A 17,476-nucleotide genomic window follows, 5' to 3' on the forward strand; every position below is an offset into this window, starting at 1 on the left:
CTCAGGCCCGCGGGGCGGTGGCGGACGTGGCGGCCCATGGGGCATACTGAGTCCGCCCGACCATGATCATTAACCCGATTAAGGGCCGATCCGGCATTCCCGCACTTCTCATCCCCGCGTAAGGAAGAAATGTCCGATCAGGAAATCAATCGGCGTACATTCTTGACCTCGGCGGCGGCAGCCGGCGGCATGGGCCTGGGGCTTTCGCTCATCCCCGCCGACGCCCAGGCAGCCGCTACCCGCGCCGGCAGTAGTGCGGCCACCTGGGAGAACCTCGTCGAGAAAACCTCCTTCAACAGTCAAACGGCCTTCAACGCGGCGTGGAATTACCTTTATCCCTGGGACAGCGACCCCGACACCCACAATGGCGCCGCGCGCATGGAGGCCGCCCAGGTCTCCCTCAGCCAAGGCGTGCTGACTTTGAAGGCGACCAGGCTGTCCACCTCGCCCGGGACCAGCCCGCAGCCGCCGCACGCCCCCCTGTGGTACCGCTCCGGGGCCATCCACGCCAAGCAGCAGATCATCGTCAACGACCAGTTCCCCGAGTACGACATCGAGGGCGAGTTCCGGACGCAGACCGGGCCGGGCATCTGGCCGGCTTTCTGGACTACCGGCACCTGGCCGGAATGGCCGCCGGAGACCGACATCCTGGAATACGTCGGCGTCAACGAGCAGGGCAAGGCCGTCAACTTCTTCAACACGTACTACAAGACAGCCGGCGGAGCGACCTACCAGCGTTCCGAGGTGCCCGTCGACAACCCCGACGGGTTTCACAAATATCGGGTCTGGATGTACAAGAGCGGCGACGACGTCAAACTCGACTACTACTTCGACGGAAATTACGTGGACACCCACACCGGCTACGGCTGGGCCGGTGTCGCGCAGACGCTCATCATCAACCTGCAGATGGGCTCCTACGCCTCCAACATCGAGGAGGGCGACGCCGGCTGGGCCGACCAGCGGCCCGGTCCCGACGGCGACACCTATTTCCGCGCCCGCAACGTGTGGTTCGGGCGGACGCGCGCCTGGTGACAGCCGGGCCGCCGCAGGTTTCGGCCGCTGTCAGCGGGAATGTGGGCCGCGAGAGGAGGCTCGCATGAACACGCAGCAAGATGTGATCGAGGTCCTGGTCACCGACCACCGTGAGGTCGAGCGGATGTTCTCCGAGCTCGACCACATGAGGGGTGCGATCGGCGAGGAGCCCAAGACGCTGACCGAGCAGGTGGTCATCGAACTGGTACGGCACTCGGTCGCCGAGGAGCAATACCTGTACCCGGCCGTCCGCGAGCACGTCTCAGGCGGCGCCAAGCTGGCCGATCAGGAGATCTCGGAGCACGCCGACGCCGAGGAGACCATGAAGCGGCTCGAAGGGCTGGAGCCGGGCGACGCCGAGTTCTGGCCCACCACGGACCTGCTGATGAGCCAGATCCGCGCCCACGTCCGCGAAGAGGAGAACGATCTGTTCCCCCGGTTGCGCGAGGCCTGCGCGCCCGAGAAGCTGAGGGAACTCGGGGCCAAGGTGCAGCGGGCAAAGAAGACGGCTCCCACCCGGCCGCATCCATCGGCGCCCGACACCCCGCCGGCCAACAAACTGCTGGCGGCGGGGACGGGGCTGGTGGATCGCATCCGCGACGCCCTCACCGGCCGGGGCCGCTCCTGAAGTGAATCCGTCCCCAGGCCCGTCGGCCTGGGGACACTATCTCACTGGCGGGAGAGCGGCTCCTGAGCCGGGTCAGCGGTCCTCGGGGAGGAGCGTGCCGAGCGGCCCGAGGTCGAGGTTCAGGTCCGACGGCGACAGGTCGAAGCGCTCGCACAGCTCCGTCATGGCCTCCTCCAGCCGCATCAACGTCACGCCCAGCACCTCGACCTGCTCGTCCGACAGGTCGCCCTGTTCCATCCGCCGCACGCACTGCCGCTCCACCAGCTGGCGCACGAGCTCGACCAGGGTGAGGACGAGGCGCGACAGGTCACGTTCGACCGCTTCCCGGTCGGCTTCGATGCGCAGGCGGCTGGATCGCGCCTCCCGAACCCGGGTGGCCGGCTCATTTCCAGGGCTCGCCATCGACGCCCCCGAAAGTGTCGGATTCGCGCACCGACATGATCAGCGCGCGGACGGAGATGCGTACCAGGTCGATGTCCGCGATGGACAGGACGAGATCCCCGCTCACCACCACGCCGCCGGCCAGCAGCCGGTCCAGCAGGTCGACCAGCGCCACCCGCTCCGCCGGCAGGCGCTCCTCCGCGGCCAGGACGGCGCCGCGCGGTGGCGCGTCGTGGGTCATCGCGGGCCTCCCTCCTCCAGAACCGTGAACGAGTAGGGCGCCCAGGGGCCGGTGAGCTCCAGCTCGATCCCCTGCCCGCGCAGGTCGTCCAGGGTCCGCGCGAACTCCTCCGCGCGCTCCTCGTCGACCAGGTAGGCGCCGTTGAGGACCATCCACTCGTCCCTGCCGGAAAGCTGCGGGTCCTGCGCCCGATGCCGCCGGCTCGCGACCGCGAAGCACCTGAGGACGTCATGGATGCGCTCGGCCCGCACCCCCGCGTCCCGCCACGACTCCTCGCGGGTGCGCAGGCTCGCCTGGCGCCGCTTGAGGTAGGCGGTGCCAGGACTGGACCGCTCCTGGTCGCTCGTCTCGGGCGCCACCGGGGCGGTCTCGGTCTTCACCACGTACGCCTTCACCCCCCACTCCTGCCGGCCCGCGACGCGGGTGAGCGTGTCGGCGAAGTCGTCGTGCCGTTCCTCCAGCAGGCGGCGGACCTGCTCCTCGCCGCTGTAGACCGTGACGAGGCGCACCGGGGCGACCGGCCCCAGCCGCGCCACCGCCTCCACCACGCGGTGGTGGGCGTGGGCGGTCGCGCCCAGCCAGTCGAGGTCCTCCATGGATCGCCGCAGCGGCTCCTCACCGAACTGGTCCAGCGGGACGGTGCTCACGTACGCGACCAGGCCGGACTCGGCGATGGCCCGCACGTCCCGGTCGGCCACCCCCTTCAGGCCCTCCGGGCAGGGGACGGCGACGTCGCTCGCAACGGCGTAGAGGTACGTGCCCGCGTCATCCACCACGCTGTCCCCTTCTGACCGGCCGCTCCTCGACCTCCACGTACTCGACCTCGCCCTCGATCGGCTCGATGGCGCGGCGCCGCGGCCGGCCCTCCTCCAGGGCCGCGATCCGGTCGCGCAGCCGGCGGTTCTCCTCGACGAGGGCCTTGTCCTTGCCGGTGAGCCAGGGATCGTGCTCCCACCAGTCGATGCCCATCTCCCTGGCGGTGTCGACCGAGGCGATGATCAGCCGCAGCTTGATCGTGAGCAGCTCGATGTCCAGCAGGTTCACGCGGATGTCCCCGGCGATCACCACGCCCCGGTCGAGGACCCGTTCGAGGATGTCGCCCAGGTTGGCCGGTTCGCGACCCGAGGACACCGAGGAGGGGTAGGACTGGCGTCCCACGACCCCCGGCCGGTACTGCTCGGTCATCGCGACTCCTCCGCGTAGTCGCCGCTGCCACGCCGGTAACGCCGCAGCCTCCGGTAGGAGAGCAGATCGCCCTCCGTGTCCAGTTCGGCCTCGTAGAGTGCGAGGATGTCACCGGAGGAAGGGACGCGGCGGTCCTCGACGACCTCGACGTTGACCAGCCACCCGTCGTCCTCGGGCTTCACCCGGGTCACGCCCTCCGTCTCCCTGCCGGTCAGGTCCGCGATGTGCTGCAACCCGAACCCGCCCGCGGTCACGGCGGACAGGCCACGGGGGCGGCGCTTCGGCCGCTCGGCGGTGTCGCGGGCGGGGTCTCTCGAACGCGCCGGCGGCGGAATCCCCTCCTCGCGAGACCTTCGCCTCTCAGGCACAGGATCACCTCCCCTCGTCCCGCCGCGCCGGCTCGACCGGACCGGGGCCGCCCATCATCCCCTGCAGGACCTCCTGCGTCTCCAGGGCCTCCTCCTCCTCGGAGATCAGGCCGGCGGCCCGGGACTCCTCGATCTCCTCCAGCCGGTGCCTGACCACCGTCGGATCGCGCAGCTCGCGCTCGACCTCTTCCTGGATCAGCTCACCGAGCCGGATCACGCCGCTCAGCGGCGCCAGCGGCCAGCCGAAGACGAGGCTGAGCAGGCCCATCAGCCGCCGCCCTCCCCGGCGCTCACCACGAAGTCGTACGGCGCCAGCGGGCCGTGCAGCTGCAGCTCGATCCGTCCCGCCCACAGCCGGGAGTACTCCTCCACGGCCCCCTCCAGCGCGTCCCGGCGGTCGCTCTCGACCAGGAGCGCCAGGTGGACGGCGTCCCGCTCGTGAGACGGCTCGCGTATGACGGTGAAGACGCTGAGCGGGGTGAGCCGGTCGAGGACGGACTCGGTGTCGGCCTCCCGTTTGGCGCTGACCGCCTGGTTGACGACCTCGCCCAGCCGGATGCGCGCCTCCCTGGTCGCGGCCTCGGGCTTGCCCCGGATCTCGTCGCGCAGCTGGGCCGCCTCGACGTTCTCGTTCAGCACCTCCATGAGCACCGCCCGCTCGTCGTAGCGTCCCTTGACGACGAACTCGGCCCGTCCCTCCAGCTCGTCGAGGGCGGCGAGGAACTCGTCGTGATGCGGGGCCAGCAGCTCGTCCACCACCGCTTCCCGGTTCGTCAGCACCGCGCCGAACCGGAGGGGAAGCACGGGAACCTCGGCCGCGGTGGCGTCCAGCAGCTGCTGGTGCGCCACGAGGTCGTCGGGCGTGCCCAGCGGGCCGGTGACCGCCACCTCGCTCACCAGGGCGCCGATCTTGCCGTGCCGTACGAGTCGCACGGGGGCGGCGCCCACGCCGCGCGCGTCGTCGGAGACCTGCACGTCCTCAGGCACAATCCCGTAGACGTAGGTGCTGAGATCCCGATCCAGGGGTGTGCGCTCCTCCTCGGCCAAGGAAGGAACGGTGTCGACAGACTCGGCCATGGTCAGCCTTCCCTCCGGCTACGCCGGGCGGGCCGGCGTTCGGAGTCCTCGGTGAGGTCGCCGACCAGCTCGTGCAGCTTGTCCCCTGCGGCCTCCAGCACCCCTTGCGTGATGTCCTTGGTCCTGTCGCCGATCTGGCCGCCCTTCATCTCCTGCATGACCTCCGGCAGCCCCTGGCTCTGTTCGGCGAGATCCAGCCGGTTCACGGCCTCGGCGAAGCGCAGGTACGTGTCGACGCTGGCGATCACGATGCGCGCGTCGACGGTCAGAATCTCGATGCCGATCAGTGAGACCCGGACGTAGGCGTCGATCACCAGTCCCTTGTCGAGGATCGTGTCGATCACGTCCGCCAGACCCGTCGGGGTCGGACGTTCCGCCATTCCGCCCGCCGCGGGTTGTACAGTCATTTCCTCGCTCCTCGATCGCCACCCCGCCTGACGGCGGCGTCACCCGCGTCGGGTGGCCACCCTGCGGCGAACCGGCCGCCGGGGCTCTTCCTCCTCTTCCGCGGGACGCCGTCGCACCGGACGCCGGGCGCCCTGGCCCCTGCCGGTCTCGGCGCGGTGACGGGTTCTCTCTTCCTTTTCCTCTTCCTTTTCCTCTTCTTCCGGCTCCTCCTCGTATTCGGCCTCAGGCTCCTCCTCGTATTCGGCCTCAGGCTCCTCCTCGTATTCGCTTTCGGGCTCCTCTTCCGGCCGCTCCTCTTCTTCCTCTTCTTCCTCGCCCCGCTCCTCCTCGAGGGCCTCCTCGTGCGTCTTGACCACCTTTCCGTCGTGGATCACGCCACGCCAGCCGCCGTCCTCCGCCTCTTCCGGATGCAGCAGGGTCTGCGTCATCACGTGCCGCTGGAAGAGCTTGAACTCCAGGCGCGCCCGCCTGCCCTGCGCCCGCCAGATGTTGCCGACGTGCTCGACCACGCCCTGCGGGTGATACTCCAGGACGATCAGGATGCGGGTGAGATCGGGGGTGATGGCGTGGAAGGTCACCGCGCCGTCGACGTAGCCCTTGGGCCCCTTCGACCGCCAGATGATCCGCCGGTCGGGCACCTGCTCGACGATGTGCGACTCCCAGGCCCGGTGAGACCAGAGGATCTGCGCCTTCCAGTTGACCTTCTGATCGGATTCCTGGTCTACGTGCTCCACTTTTTTCATGTAGCCCGGGAAATTCTCGAACTGGGTCCACGTGTTGTAGACGACCCGGATCGGGGCACCCACGTCCATCCATTCGACGATATTGACGACGCGCTCCTTGCCGCCCTTTTTCCCCTTCTTCCCCAGTCCTCGGACCGTCTCCTTGACGGCTTCTCCCGCCCCGGCCAGCAGCGATTTCCCGATGATTTTCCCGGGACCGCCCTCGGATCCGGTGACGGCTCTCAACAGCCCGGTTCCGCCGCCTTCCGCGTATTCGTTGAGCCTGCCCGTCATGCCTTCGAGCCGATCGGTGAGAGACGACAGCGCTCGCTCCACCAGAGCCTGGACCAGCTTCTGCGCACCCTCCATGAGGAGATCCTTCGGCAGCGCCTCCTGTGCGACCTTCTGGACCGTCCCGGCCTTGCTCTCCTGTGCCATGGATCTCACCTCCGCCCTCTGCTCACAGGCGGGACGGACGGGACCCGCCCGGCTCCCGGCCGCCGCACGCGGGGCTTCTCCTCCTCCGGAGGCTCCTCGTCGTACGAATCCTCGCCGTACTCTTCCTCGTCTTCCGGCTCTTCCTCCGCGGCACGCGGGCGTCCCGCCTGCCGGATCGACTCGGCTCGCCCATGCAGCTTCTCGGTCAGGGAGTCGATCTGCCTGCTCGTCGCGGCGACGGCGGCCGCCTTGCCGACCTCAAGCAGTTCTCCGCGCAGCCTGCCGGTGAGTTGTTCGATCTCCGGAGACGAGCCGAGAACCTTCAGCCCCTGCCCCAGGAGACCGCCCCCGCCATTGCTCTGCCGCAACGCGCCGGCCACCCCGGCCGCCGCCAAGGCGGCCGCCCAGCGCAGTTTGCGGCGCCGGCCAAGGTAGTAACCTGCGGCCAGAGCCAGCGCCACTCGGCACCTCTGCTTCATGACCAGCCCTCCTCACTCGGCTGACCCGATCGGTCCCACCCTGCCCGTGAAGGGGATACGAAAACACATAAACCCCAAAAATGGACATACCTTCGTTCGGCGAGCAATGATTACTCTAAGTGAACAGAGCGATACGCAGGCGCATCACGCGATCATGATCAGGGTGAAGTGACGGGTGCCGACCTGATTCGACGCCTGGAGCGGCACGGTTGACGCCCTGCCGGAACATTGCGCGGGCCCGCGGCTCTCCGGCAGGGCGTCCGGTCAACCGAGAGCCCTCTCCAGTTGTGCCTTGCTCATCTTGGAGCGGCCCTTGATGTTGCGGCGCCTGGCCTCCTCGTAGAGCTGATCCCGCGTACGGCCGCCCGCTCCGGAGTGCGAGCGCAGCCCTCCGCGCCGGCTCGAGGAGATGTCCTGAGTCGAGGTACGGCTGGCGGTCCGAGACTCACCGGCCCTGGCGCGTTCCTTGTTCACGGTCCGGGCGGCGATCTCCTTGGCCCGCTTGGTGCTTTCGCCCCGCTTCTTGGCGCTGTTCTTGATGTGCTCGTACTGTCGTTCCCGTTTCCGGCTTGATCCGCGAGGCATGTTTCCCCCTTTGCCCGATGTTCGCGGTTGGCGTGTTCGCCATCTACCCAGCTCAAAGCCACGAAACGAACCGGCCGCGCCTCCCGGGCGGGAGGCGCGGCCGCGTGGACTACAGGCCGGGCCGCGTGGGCGGCGGATAGCCGGGGCGCGGCGTGCCGGTCCCCGGCAGCGGAGCATCGGGCCGGGGGACCGCGTCACCGGCGTGCTGGGGCGGCACGCTGCCGCGCCAGGCGCCGGTCTCGCTGCCGCGGGTCTCGATGTAGTCCTTGAAGCGGCGCAGGTCGCCCTGTACGCGCATGCGGACGATCTGGAGCCAGTCGCCGGCGGTCTCGACGAAGCCCTCGGGGTCGTACTCCATCTGGAGGGTGACGCGGGTGGTGGCGTCGTCGAGGCGGTGGAAGGTGACGACGCCGGCGTGGTGGGGCTTGTCGAGCGTGTGCCAGGCGACGCGCTCGTCGGGGTGCTGCTCGGTGATCTCGGTCTCGAACTCGCGCTTCACCCCGGCGATCTCGGCCAGCCAGGTGGCGCGGGTGTCGGTGTGCTGCTTGACCGACTCCACCCCTTCCATGAATTCGGGGAACGTCTCGAACTGCGTCCACTGGTTGTAGGCGACACGGATCGGGACCTTGACGTCTAGGGAGTACTCGATCGTGCTCATGGCCTCGCCCCCTGCCCGCCCTGGATCGCGGCTAACGTCAACCGTTCGACGGTCACCGTTCGGCCACGCGGGCCCATGACGTCCAACGGAGAGGTCCCGAACCGTGCAAGCCGTGGTCATCAACCGCACCCTGAGGCCCTCGCCGAGGCCGTCCCGCCGGAGGCCGGTGTCCTGTCCTGGTGGAGGCGCTGCCGGCAGATCGCCCGTGACCCCGCCACGGCACCGTGAACGTTTACCGCGTACACCTCGGGTAGCCGAGTTTTCGACAAAATCAACGTATCGGGATCGGTGAGAACATGATCATCATCGGCATCATCCTGCTGCTCCTGGGATGGCTGCTCGGCATCTCGCTGCTCTACACGATCGGTGCCATCCTGCTCGTCATCGGCGTGATCCTGCTCGTCCTGGGCTCCATCGGCCGTCCGGTCGGCGGCCGGCGATATTGGTTCTGACCGCGGAACGCGCGCCGGCCGGGGTCGCCCTTGATGATGGCCTCGGCGACGTCCTTGAGCTGCTCGAACTCCGTGTACGGCGGAATGTCCGGGTCGCAGTGGACGTCCAGGACGACGGGCCGGTCGGCGGCCAGGGCGCGGTCCCAGGCCGGGCCGATCGCCTCGGGCTTCTCGACCTCGATGCCCTCCAGGCCCAGCGAGCGGGGGAAGCCGACATAGGACACATCCGGCAGGGTCTGGGACTCCTCGAACTTGGGCGCGCCGCCCATGGCCCGCAGTTCCCAGGGGACCCGGTGACATACGGCAGATCGTCCGGCAGCACGTCCTTGCCGAGCAGCGCCTTGGCCGCCCCGGCCCCGGTCAGCTCGGCGACCTCGATCACCTCCGGCGCATCTGGGAGCTGGACGACCGCGCCTGGACGCACAGCCGCCTGAACTGCGCGGCCGGGCTGCGCGCCGTCGGGGAGAACGCGCCGGCCGACACGATCGTCGCCGACACCGCCGCCCATGCCACGCACCCCTCGGGTCGCTGGCAGCGGGCGCCCGACGACCCCCGCATCGACGGCGCGCTGCTGCTGCCCGCGTTCCTGCTCTGCGGATTCCTCGTCGCGCTCGCCGCCCACCAGCAGGGCGACGTGCCGACCGCGCTGCGCTGGTTCGAGCGCAACCGCGCCGCGTGCGGCCCGGCGGGCCTGCTGGCCGAGGAGTACGACGTGACGCAGCGGCAGATGCGCGGCAACCTCCCGCAGGCCTTCGTCCACGCGTTGCTCCTCGAATGCGCCGCCCGCCTGAACGAGTGAGACGGCCTTTACCTCATCGGGGGTTACCGGATCGGCCGGCGGGCAGCGGAACGGCGAGAGGGGCCGCTGATGAGCGAGGTGTGGTGGATCGTAGGACGCGGGTTGCTCGGCGGCCTGCTCGTGATGGTCTTCGCGGTGATCGGCGAGATGCTGACGCCCAAGCGGTTCGCCGGCATCTTCGCCGCCGCCCCCGCCGTGGCCCTGGCCGGGATGACCATCACCGTGCTGCACGAGGGCGAACATCAGCTCGACGAGTCCGCGCTCGGCATGATCGCCGGATCGGTCGCGCTGGTGGCCTACTGCGCGGCGGCCGTGCCGCTCGTACGCCGCCTGGGCGCCTTCGCGGGCTCGCTGACGGCGCTCGTGGTGTGGGCGGCCGTCGCCGGCGCGGGCTGGGCGCTGATCACATGAACGCGATCCGGCTGCAGCCGGCCAAGCTGCGGGACGCGCCGGTAGGCGGGATGGTGGTGCGCTTCGCCTTCGGGGCGATCGTCTCAGTGGCCGCCGGCCTGGTCGGGCTGCGCTGGGGACCTGTGGCGGGGGGAGTGTTCCTGGCCTTTCCCGCCATTCTGGCGGCCACGCTGACCCTCATCGAGGAGGAGGAGCATCGGCGCGACCCGGCCGCCCAGGACGCCCGCGGCGCGGTGCTGGGCGCGACGGGCATGATCGGCTTCGCCGCGTGCGTGTGGGCGCTGGCGACCTGGCTGCCCGCTCCGCTCGTCCTGGCGGTGGCCACCGTGGCCTGGGCGGTCGTCGCGGGTCTGCTGTACCTGGCGTTCGGCGCCCGCCGCGGCCGATGAGCCGTCGGCCGGACGTGGGAGCGGCCTGGCCGTACGCCGGCCAGGCCGCCCCGTGTTCAGCGGGTGTTCAGCGGGTGTTCAGCAGGGTGTCCAGGTGACTTTCAGCTGGCCCTCCAGCGACCCCCACTGGCCCGGCTGACTGCACCCGAACCAGCGCTGTCCGACGAGAGTGTCCCCGGCGTAGTAACTGAGGACCGTGAGGTTGTCGCCTCCCGGCGGAGGTGGCGGAATGGCATGAGCCGGCGTCGAGCCGACGGCGAGCATGGCGGCGATCATCGTCGCCGCGACAATCCCCTGCTTAACTCTCACGAAGGTCCCTCCAGGAGCACGTGAACTTCAAGCAACGCGACCGAACTTTATTCTCTCCGGATCACGTGCCCTGTCAATATCATTGCGCCGGCGCCCCGTACACGCTGACCTCGGTGAGGTGGAACGACAGGTTGGCGGTGTTGTGCGTGCCGACCACCCGTACGTACCGGGCCTTCGCCTCGGTGGTCATCGTGTCCCCGGCGTCGGTCGCGGCCCGGGGGCCGCGGCGTCCGCCGAGGGTGAACCAGGTGACGCCGTCGAGGCTGCCCTCCAGCCGGTACTCGTAGTAGCGCCCGCCCCCGACGTAGTTGCGCACGTTGACGCGCGAGATGTCGTCGACCGTCCCGAGATCGACCTGCCACCAGGTCGTGTCCCAGGTCATCTGGCTGGCGAAGTACGGAGAGTTGGCCCGGCTGCCGTCGTTCGCGTGCTCGGGGCCCCGGTTCGGCTCCCAGCTCAGCGCCGTGACCGGCTTGCGGAGGCTCTGCAGGGTGTCCTGCGCGCCGTCGCGGGCGGTCGACGGGGCCGGCGCGGGATCGGTCAGCACGGCGATGGCCTGCTGACCGGTGTCCCGGTTGGCCGCGCTGGTGAACAGCCCGGCGTCGAGTGTGGCGGCGGCGCCCGGGACGCGAGCCGCCCCGATCACCGCCCAGTTCCTGCCGTCGCTGCTGCACGACCCGGTGAGCCGGTCTCCGGACCTGCCGACGCGCACGTGTACAGGCGGCGCGAACCCGCCCACCTCCGCGTACGAGTCGAGCTGCCCGTCGCCGTCGGAATCCCAGCTGAACACGCAGCCGTGGCCGGGAGTGACGGCGATGTTCGCGTAGCCGGTGGAGCCGGGGGTGGCCAGGTCGTCGCTCACCACCAGCCCGGACCGGGTCCAGTCCGACGCGCCGTCCTGGCGCAGCACCGTGCTGACGAGCTGCTGCCCGTCGGCCAGGGCGTCCGCGCGGTAGGCGGTGGCCAGCTCGTTGGTCTCCCGCCACAGGTCCGCGCCGCCCGCCGCGATCGCGATCCCGTCGCCGGTGGCAGCGAACTCGGCCTGCGTGTTGCTCATCGTCCGGTACGACGCGGGCGCGGCTCCGGCGACCAGCAGGCGGGTCGAGGCCGTGTCCCGCTGTTCGGCGTCGTCGGAGCGCCAGGAGGCGGTGACGTCCAGCGCGGGGCTGCCGCCCGGGGCCTCGCCGGCGGGAACGGTCACCGTCCAGGTCACGGTGAGCTTCTCGCGCGGTGCGACGTGGTCCGCGCGGGTCGGCGAGGTCGCCCGCACCTGGTATCCGCGCGGGGCGCTGAGCTGGAGCGTCACCCGGTCGGTGGGCCGCAGCGTGTTGTCGTTGGTGAACACGGCGGTGACCTGTACGGCCCCGCCCGGCTTGACGCCCTTGCGGTCGGCCCCGACGGTCACCGCGCCGTCGGGCAGCGCGGCCACCCGGCTCGCCTCGGTGTAGGCGTCGCCGCGCGGCTCGGAGGCGAGCTTGGTGCCGGCCTTGGCCCAGTCCTGGGCGACGGCCATCCAGTCGATCCGCTCGGGATAGTCCTTGCCCGAGCGCAGCGCGGTCTTCAGGCTGTCGAAGAACAGCTGCCACCGCTTGGCGTAGTACTGCCCGACGAGACCGTTCATCTCCCTGCGGGCGTAGTCCTGCAGGCGGGCGCCGGAGGCCCAGAGCGTGACCAGCGACTTGAGGTTGTAGTCGAGGGTCGCCGCCTCGGCCGGGGTGGCGGCCTGCCGTCGGGCCTCCTTCTGCCATGCGCCGAGCAGGAAGTTCTCGTCGGTGCCGAGCAGCCGGTCCATCAGCCGCATCCGGTCCATCCACTGGCCGGTGAGGCGCTCGAAACGGTCGAGATCCTTGGCGCGGTAGGCGGCGCGGATCTTGGGCAGCTGCAGCCGGCTGTGGTTGGCCAGCACCTGCCTTGCGACGTCGACGAGGTCGTAGCGGTAGGCGCCGGAGCCGCGCAGGCGCCGGTCGACCTGGAGCAGCTCGTCGAGCGCCTTGTCGAAGGCGGCGATGTCGTACTGCAGCGGGTAGCCGGTGTTGGCCAGGCCGGGCTCGTCGTCGTACAGGCCGGTGACGTGCCGGCTGTCGGCGCCGGCGGGCCAGCTGTAGACGGTGTCGAGGAGGATCCGCCAGGCCGCCTTGGCGTGCGGATCGTCGCCGCCGTACCGGGCGGTGGCGTAGTCGTCGAACCATTGCCGCATGTCGACCGGGCCGTCCTGCCACGGCAGGTCGGTGAAGAACGCGACCGCGGCCGGGTTGTTGTCGATGGCCTCCGGCATCAGCGCGATGCCGTTCATCGCCGTGCCGGACTTGCCGCGCCAGGCGTGGAACTTCTGGTTCCACAGCGTCAGGCGGGCGCCGAGGTTGAAGTGGCCGCCGAAGTTCCAGATCGTGCCGAACGCGTACCCGGTACCGAGGAAGTCCTTGTCCCGGTCGGTGATGCCGGATTCCTCGCTGATGCCGTCGACGATGAACATCTTGGTCCGGTCGATGGCCTGGAGCGTCGCCGGGAGCGGGTTGCTCTGCCAGCCCAGGATCGTCCAGAGCGCGTCGGGGTGGGCGTCGTTCAGCGCCCGCTGCACCGCCTGCGACGCCTGCGCGACGTTGACCGTGCCGGCCGTGCCGCCCTCGTGCAGCAGGTCCATCTTGTACATCGTGCTGGGCCCGAACAGCTCGGTCTGCACCCGGTAGAACGTGGCGGCGACGCGCGCGAAGACCGGATCGGTCGGGTCGAGCCAGTGGGGGCGTTCGAGCTGGTTCCAGGTGCCCTGCGGGACGGTGTTGGCACCCGGGTTGCGGACCTTGAAGTCGGTCGGCACGGTGCCGAAATAGCCGGGCAGCACGGGGACCATGCCCAGGGAACGCAGGCGGTCGGCCATCTTGCGGCCGAGTTCGATGCGCCGGTCGATGAGTTGCTGGGAGATCGGGCTGTCGGTGCAGCACATGTTCTGCAGCAGCCACCAGGACTGGTGGCCCGGCTGCGGGATCCACTCGCGCATCTGCTGGTCGGAGTAGCCGAACTCCATGAAGGTGCGCTGGTAGACCGCCTCCTGGCCCTCGTAGACGAGCACCTCGTTGATGCCGTGCAGCGCGAGGACGTCGATCCGCCGCTGCCACTCCGGCCAGCTCAGATACGCCCCCGCATAGCCCTGGTTGGTGTCGTTGAGGGCGAAGCGATGGTCCACCGAGGAGTCCTTGGCGATGGGGGCCGCGGGCAGCGGGAGGCGCTGGGGCAGGTCCACCTGGGAGCCGTTGATCGAGACGTCGGCGTGCGCCACCTGGCGCAGGTAGTGGCCGAAACCGGTCAGCTGCACCGCAGGCGTCGTGCCGGCGACGACGAGACGGCCGTTCTCGGCGTACACCTCGAACCGGTCCCGGCCCGTGCCCTTGTCGATCGCGCGCAGAGTGACCTGCCTGGCGCGCGAGGTCCCGATCAGCCGTTCCAGGGCCTGCGCCGCCGGGCCGTCGAGCCGGGCGGACGCCTCCTGCGCGGGGGTGCCGGCCGCCGCTGTCGGCTGCGCGGCGAACGGGGCGGCGAGCATCGTGAGCAGGACGGCGAGCGCCGCCAGGAGCGGTCGCCGTCGGCGCGGTAACGGGGCGGCGGAGATCTGCGGTGTCATGGGGGGCGGCCACCTCCGGGAGGGCGAACCTATTATGTAAAGACTTTTCGTAAGGTCTCTGCGAAATATACTCAGCCGGAGTCGACAGAAGGTCAAGAGGGGCGTTGATGACGGAGGAGCGGCCGGCGGGCACACCGGTCCTGCGGAGGATGAACCGGGCGGCGGTGCTCGACGCGGTCCGGCGGCGCGCGCCGGAGCCCGTACGGGTGGCCGAACTCGCCCGGCTGACCGAGCTCACCCGCCCGACGGTCGCCCAGGCGGTGGAGGACCTGCTGGCCGCCGGCTGGCTGCGGCAGGTCGCACCGCAGCAGGCCACGGTGGGCAGACCGGCGACCCGGTTCTCGCTGAACGGCCGGGCGGCGCCCGTGCTCGCCCTGGACGTCGGCCCGCACACCGTGACGGCGGGGATCGCCGACCTGGCCGGTGAGCGCCTCGCGCTGATCCGCCGGCCGGTCGGCCGTCGTGGTGCCCGGCACCTGCTCGAGGCGGTCGACGAGGCGACGGGCGCGGCTCTGGCGGCGGCCGGCCTGGCCGCCGAGCAGATCGCGGCGGTCACCGCGGCGACCCCGGGCATCGTCGAGGTGGCCACCGGCCGGGTGCTGTTCGCCCCGAGCGTGCCGGGCTGGCCGGAGATCGACCTCGCCGGCCGCCTGCGCGCTCGTTTCAGGTGCGCGGTCACGGTGGAGAACGACGCGAACCTGGCCGCGCTGGCGGCCGTCCGGCAGCACACCGGCGCGGGCACCCTGCTCGCGGTTCAGTGGGGCGAGCGGCTCGGAGCCGGGGTCGTCATCGACGGGCGGCTGCACCGGGGCGCGGGCCAGGCCGGCGAGATCGGCTTCATCCGTCCGATCGGCGACCTCCCCGACCCGGCCGGGGACGGCCGCGGGCCGCTGGAGCGGGCGATCGGCGCCGAGGCGATCGTCGATCTCGCCCGCCGCCGTGCCGCGGGCCAGCCGGAGTCCGGGCTCGCCCGCGCGACGGACGCGGCCGCCGTCTTCACGGCCGCCGCCGACGGCGACCCGATGGCCGTGGAGGTCGTCGACCGGGTCGCCGCCGTCTTCGCCGAGGCGATCGCCCCCGCCGTCCTCGTGCTGTCGCCGCACGCGATCGTGATCGGCGGCGGCATCGCCCGCGCCGGCGCGGTTCTACTGGACGCCATCGCACGGCACCTTGCAGACCTGACCCTCACCCCGCCGAGCGTGGAGCTGTCGGAGCTGGCCGAGGGCACCGTGCTCACGGGCGCGATCCAGCTGGCCCTGGACGAGGTGTGGCGCGACACCCTGGCCGGCTGCTGACCTCGCCGTCAGGACGACAGCGCCGCGCGCACCGCCTTGGCGCGTTCCTCGGTGAAGACCCCGGTGTCGAGCAGGTCGAGGATCGACAGGACGCGGCCGCCCGAGGCCCAGCTGCCGTCCTCGATCACCCGGAAGTTCACCCACCACGCCGGGGACGGGGCCGGCAGGCCGCACGCCTCGGCCAGCGCCGCCAGGATGCGTTCGATGGCCTCGGCGCGCACCTCGCGCCGCCAGTCGGCGTCCATGACCGCCACGTCGACGACCATCACGTCCTGCTCGGCGTCGGCGAGCAGGTCGGCGAGCAGGGTGCCGCCGATCGCCATCATGTCGGGTGCGCGCTCCACGAAGTGGACCTGGAAGCCCACCCGGGCGGCCGGCGCGAGCTGCCCGACCTCCGGCACCAGGACCGCGTCGGTCAGCGTCCGGGCCAGCGCGCGCCGCTGCTCAGCGCTGAGCCGCCCCTGCGGCGCGGCCACTGTGATCACTGTCATCGTTTCCTCCTGTGACGGTCGTCCTCAAAGGGCGAAATAGGCCCGCAGCCGTTCCACGACGGTTTCCGGCTCGTCGGTGATGGGCGTGGTGCAGGTTGATCATGGTGTGGGCCCGTTTCCGGTCGGGAGCGGGTCGCGGGCCAGGACGAGTTTGGTGGTACGGGCGGCATAGGCCGTGGGGGCGTCGTCCCAGTCCGCGAGCAGGGTGATGACGCGTTCGGCGGGGAAACCGGTGCGGTGGACGAACTCCAGGAGGTCGGGCAGGGTGGCGCGGGCGTGGGAGACGCCTACTCGGAGGGTGGTGTCGGTGGCGTACATGCGCATGAGGGGGACGCGGGTGCCGGTCGCCAGGTAGTAGCCCACCGCGGTGCACACGCCGCCGGGAGCCGTCGCGGCGAGCGCCCGGCGCAGGCCCGGGGCTCGCGAGGTGGCCTCGACGACGATGTCGTACGTGTCACGGACGGGGCCCGACAGTGGACGGGCCTCGGCGCCGAAGGATTCGGCGATCTGGCGCCGCCCCGGGGCGTCGTCGAGGTAGTGGACGGTCGCGGCGCCGTGGGCGACGGCGAGCCCGGCGGCGTACAGACCGATGCTCTTGGCGCCGCCGCCGAGGATGAGCACCTTCGCGCCTTCGCGGCGGGCGAGCAGCGGGACGACCGTCCGCCAGGCGTCGGCGAGGTTGTCGCTTGCCGCGGCGACGCGGAGCGGCGGTACGCCGTCCGGGACGGGGACGAGCATGTGGTCGGCGTGGGGGACGCGGATCCGGTCGGTGACCATGCCGCCCCACGGGCCGCTGGCGGGGCCGAAGCCGTAGGCGGCGAGGGTGCCTCGGGTGCCTCGGGTGGTGGTGGCGCATTTGGAGGTGAGCCCGGCCAGGCAGCGGGGGCAGGTGCCGCAGGAGACCGCCCAGGGGACGACGACGGTCTGGCCGATCCGGATCCGCCGCACGCCGGACCCGACGGCGACCACTTCGGCGACGCACTCATGGCCGATCGGGAAGGGCCCCTGGAAGGGGACCTTCCCGCAGATGGAAGCCACGATCGGGTCGACGAGGCCAAGTGCCATCCCCGCCTGCAGCGCTCGTGAGACCGGCCGGTGGATCGGGAGGGTGTCGCCGTCGCAGCGGCCGGCCAGGAACGGGCGGACGACGGCGTCGCCCGGCTCGGCCGGTCGAGGTGCGGCACGTTCGCGCCAGGCGAGGCGGCCGCTGCGCAGGAAGACGAGTTCGCGCACGCTTTCGTTCATCGCCGCGCTCGCGGACCGACCGCCGCGGCCTCACGCATCCGTGGCGTCCTTGGCCAGGCCGCTCTTGCGCCGGTCCGACAGCGCCCCCTCCGGGACGGTGACGTCGACGCGGAAGCGCGGCAGGTCGTCCTCGGCGGTCGTCTGCGCCCGCGCGGGCAGCTCGGTCGGCGCCCCGGACGGGGCGGTGAGCTGGATCATCGGCATGAGACACCTCCTGGGAAAATTATGACGGTCGTTATAACCGCTGCTCACGGTAGGCTATAACGC

At 70.8% G+C, this 17,476-nt stretch carries 25 protein-coding genes; 6 read left to right on the top strand and 19 right to left on the bottom strand.

Going from position 1 to position 17,476, the window contains the following annotated elements; all coding sequences use genetic code 11:
• The first annotated feature begins 129 nt into the window (after window positions 1-129).
• On the top strand, window positions 130-1,032 hold the full coding sequence (locus ACIHFD_RS35440; RefSeq protein ID WP_397370655.1) for a family 16 glycosylhydrolase: 903 nt from the start codon (window positions 130-132) through the stop codon (window positions 1,030-1,032).
• Window positions 1,033-1,096: 64 nt separating this feature from the next.
• Window positions 1,097-1,660, top strand: a complete 564-nt coding sequence (locus ACIHFD_RS35445) for a hemerythrin domain-containing protein (RefSeq protein WP_397370656.1) — start codon at window positions 1,097-1,099, stop codon at window positions 1,658-1,660.
• Between the two features lie 72 nt (window positions 1,661-1,732).
• On the opposite strand, the gene ACIHFD_RS35450 is transcribed toward ACIHFD_RS35445, so the two are convergent.
• The 14 genes from ACIHFD_RS35450 to ACIHFD_RS35515 all read right to left on the bottom strand — a co-directional run bounded on the left by ACIHFD_RS35450 (window position 1,733) and on the right by ACIHFD_RS35515 (window position 9,167).
• Window positions 1,733-2,062, bottom strand: coding sequence for a gas vesicle protein K (locus ACIHFD_RS35450; protein ID WP_397370657.1), 330 nt, complete (start codon window positions 2,060-2,062; stop codon window positions 1,733-1,735).
• A complete protein-coding gene (locus ACIHFD_RS35455; protein ID WP_397370658.1) occupies window positions 2,043-2,282 on the bottom strand; it encodes a gas vesicle protein in 240 nt (79 codons plus the stop codon). Before ACIHFD_RS35455 ends, ACIHFD_RS35450 begins: the two co-directional genes overlap by 20 nt.
• Window positions 2,279-3,058, bottom strand: coding sequence for a GvpL/GvpF family gas vesicle protein (locus ACIHFD_RS35460; RefSeq protein ID WP_397370659.1), 780 nt, complete (start codon window positions 3,056-3,058; stop codon window positions 2,279-2,281). Before ACIHFD_RS35460 ends, ACIHFD_RS35455 begins: the two co-directional genes overlap by 4 nt.
• Window positions 3,048-3,467: a gas vesicle protein gene (locus ACIHFD_RS35465; RefSeq protein ID WP_397370660.1), complete on the bottom strand. Its 420-nt coding sequence runs from the start codon at window positions 3,465-3,467 to the stop codon at window positions 3,048-3,050. The genes ACIHFD_RS35460 and ACIHFD_RS35465 overlap by 11 nt, the downstream gene beginning before the upstream one ends.
• The gene (gene gvpO, locus ACIHFD_RS35470; RefSeq protein ID WP_397370661.1) at window positions 3,464-3,835 is read right to left on the bottom strand and encodes a gas vesicle protein GvpO; all 372 of its coding nucleotides are present in this window, start codon (window positions 3,833-3,835) and stop codon (window positions 3,464-3,466) included. The genes ACIHFD_RS35465 and gvpO overlap by 4 nt, the downstream gene beginning before the upstream one ends.
• A gap of 4 nt (window positions 3,836-3,839) precedes the next feature.
• The gene (locus ACIHFD_RS35475; RefSeq protein WP_397370662.1) at window positions 3,840-4,103 is read right to left on the bottom strand and encodes a gas vesicle protein GvpG; all 264 of its coding nucleotides are present in this window, start codon (window positions 4,101-4,103) and stop codon (window positions 3,840-3,842) included.
• Entirely contained in the window at window positions 4,103-4,912 is an 810-nt protein-coding gene (locus ACIHFD_RS35480; protein WP_397370663.1) for a GvpL/GvpF family gas vesicle protein, read from the bottom strand. The genes ACIHFD_RS35475 and ACIHFD_RS35480 overlap by 1 nt, the downstream gene beginning before the upstream one ends.
• A 2-nt stretch (window positions 4,913-4,914) precedes the next feature.
• Window positions 4,915-5,292: a gas vesicle protein GvpJ gene (gene gvpJ, locus ACIHFD_RS35485; protein ID WP_397370705.1), complete on the bottom strand. Its 378-nt coding sequence runs from the start codon at window positions 5,290-5,292 to the stop codon at window positions 4,915-4,917.
• A 66-nt stretch (window positions 5,293-5,358) separates the two neighbouring features.
• Window positions 5,359-6,480 (bottom strand): SRPBCC family protein, encoded by a 1,122-nt coding sequence (locus ACIHFD_RS35490; RefSeq protein WP_397370664.1) that lies wholly within the window; start codon window positions 6,478-6,480, stop codon window positions 5,359-5,361.
• A gap of 5 nt (window positions 6,481-6,485) precedes the next feature.
• Window positions 6,486-6,959 carry a hypothetical protein gene (locus tag ACIHFD_RS35495; RefSeq protein WP_397370665.1) on the bottom strand — a complete coding sequence of 158 codons (474 nt, stop codon included), beginning with the start codon at window positions 6,957-6,959 and terminating at the stop codon, window positions 6,486-6,488.
• Window positions 6,960-7,223: 264 nt separating this feature from the next.
• The gene (locus ACIHFD_RS35500) at window positions 7,224-7,544 is read right to left on the bottom strand and encodes a plasmid stabilization protein (RefSeq protein WP_355199900.1); all 321 of its coding nucleotides are present in this window, start codon (window positions 7,542-7,544) and stop codon (window positions 7,224-7,226) included.
• 109 nt (window positions 7,545-7,653) lie between these two features.
• Window positions 7,654-8,202: an SRPBCC family protein gene (locus ACIHFD_RS35505; protein ID WP_397370666.1), complete on the bottom strand. Its 549-nt coding sequence runs from the start codon at window positions 8,200-8,202 to the stop codon at window positions 7,654-7,656.
• Window positions 8,203-8,557: 355 nt separating this feature from the next.
• Window positions 8,558-8,923 (bottom strand): hypothetical protein, encoded by a 366-nt coding sequence (locus ACIHFD_RS35510; RefSeq protein ID WP_397370668.1) that lies wholly within the window; start codon window positions 8,921-8,923, stop codon window positions 8,558-8,560.
• Between the two features lie 109 nt (window positions 8,924-9,032).
• A complete protein-coding gene (locus ACIHFD_RS35515; protein WP_397370669.1) occupies window positions 9,033-9,167 on the bottom strand; it encodes a hypothetical protein in 135 nt (44 codons plus the stop codon).
• 121 nt (window positions 9,168-9,288) lie between these two features.
• Here ACIHFD_RS35515 and ACIHFD_RS35520 point away from each other — a divergent pair, with 121 nt between their 5' ends.
• The 3 genes from ACIHFD_RS35520 to ACIHFD_RS35530 all read left to right on the top strand — a co-directional run bounded on the left by ACIHFD_RS35520 (window position 9,289) and on the right by ACIHFD_RS35530 (window position 10,253).
• On the top strand, window positions 9,289-9,453 hold the full coding sequence (locus tag ACIHFD_RS35520; protein WP_397370670.1) for a glycoside hydrolase family 15 protein: 165 nt from the start codon (window positions 9,289-9,291) through the stop codon (window positions 9,451-9,453).
• Between the two features lie 69 nt (window positions 9,454-9,522).
• Window positions 9,523-9,864, top strand: coding sequence for a DUF3147 family protein (locus ACIHFD_RS35525; RefSeq protein WP_397370671.1), 342 nt, complete (start codon window positions 9,523-9,525; stop codon window positions 9,862-9,864).
• Window positions 9,861-10,253 (top strand): DUF3147 family protein, encoded by a 393-nt coding sequence (locus tag ACIHFD_RS35530; RefSeq protein ID WP_397370672.1) that lies wholly within the window; start codon window positions 9,861-9,863, stop codon window positions 10,251-10,253. The genes ACIHFD_RS35525 and ACIHFD_RS35530 overlap by 4 nt, the downstream gene beginning before the upstream one ends.
• Before the next feature lie 78 nt (window positions 10,254-10,331).
• Here the strand turns inward: ACIHFD_RS35530 and ACIHFD_RS35535 are convergent, their stop codons facing one another.
• Complete coding sequence (locus ACIHFD_RS35535; RefSeq protein ID WP_397370673.1) at window positions 10,332-10,562, bottom strand: hypothetical protein; 231 nt, start codon at window positions 10,560-10,562, stop codon at window positions 10,332-10,334.
• A 79-nt stretch (window positions 10,563-10,641) separates the two neighbouring features.
• Window positions 10,642-14,178, bottom strand: a complete 3,537-nt coding sequence (locus ACIHFD_RS35540) for an alpha-N-acetylglucosaminidase TIM-barrel domain-containing protein (protein ID WP_397370674.1) — start codon at window positions 14,176-14,178, stop codon at window positions 10,642-10,644.
• Between the two features lie 107 nt (window positions 14,179-14,285).
• On the opposite strand from ACIHFD_RS35540, the gene ACIHFD_RS35545 reads away from it, so the two are divergent.
• Window positions 14,286-15,473: an ROK family protein gene (locus ACIHFD_RS35545; RefSeq protein WP_397370675.1), complete on the top strand. Its 1,188-nt coding sequence runs from the start codon at window positions 14,286-14,288 to the stop codon at window positions 15,471-15,473.
• A gap of 8 nt (window positions 15,474-15,481) precedes the next feature.
• On the opposite strand, the gene ACIHFD_RS35550 is transcribed toward ACIHFD_RS35545, so the two are convergent.
• The 3 genes from ACIHFD_RS35550 to ACIHFD_RS35560 form a co-directional block, all read right to left on the bottom strand.
• Complete coding sequence (locus ACIHFD_RS35550) at window positions 15,482-15,964, bottom strand: 4-oxalocrotonate tautomerase family protein (RefSeq protein WP_397370676.1); 483 nt, start codon at window positions 15,962-15,964, stop codon at window positions 15,482-15,484.
• A 99-nt stretch (window positions 15,965-16,063) separates the two neighbouring features.
• On the bottom strand, window positions 16,064-17,209 hold the full coding sequence (locus tag ACIHFD_RS35555) for a zinc-binding dehydrogenase (RefSeq protein ID WP_397370677.1): 1,146 nt from the start codon (window positions 17,207-17,209) through the stop codon (window positions 16,064-16,066).
• A gap of 30 nt (window positions 17,210-17,239) precedes the next feature.
• Window positions 17,240-17,413: a hypothetical protein gene (locus ACIHFD_RS35560; protein ID WP_397370678.1), complete on the bottom strand. Its 174-nt coding sequence runs from the start codon at window positions 17,411-17,413 to the stop codon at window positions 17,240-17,242.
• Window positions 17,414-17,476: the final 63 nt, after the last annotated feature.

Source organism: Nonomuraea sp. NPDC051941, assembly GCF_044593615.1.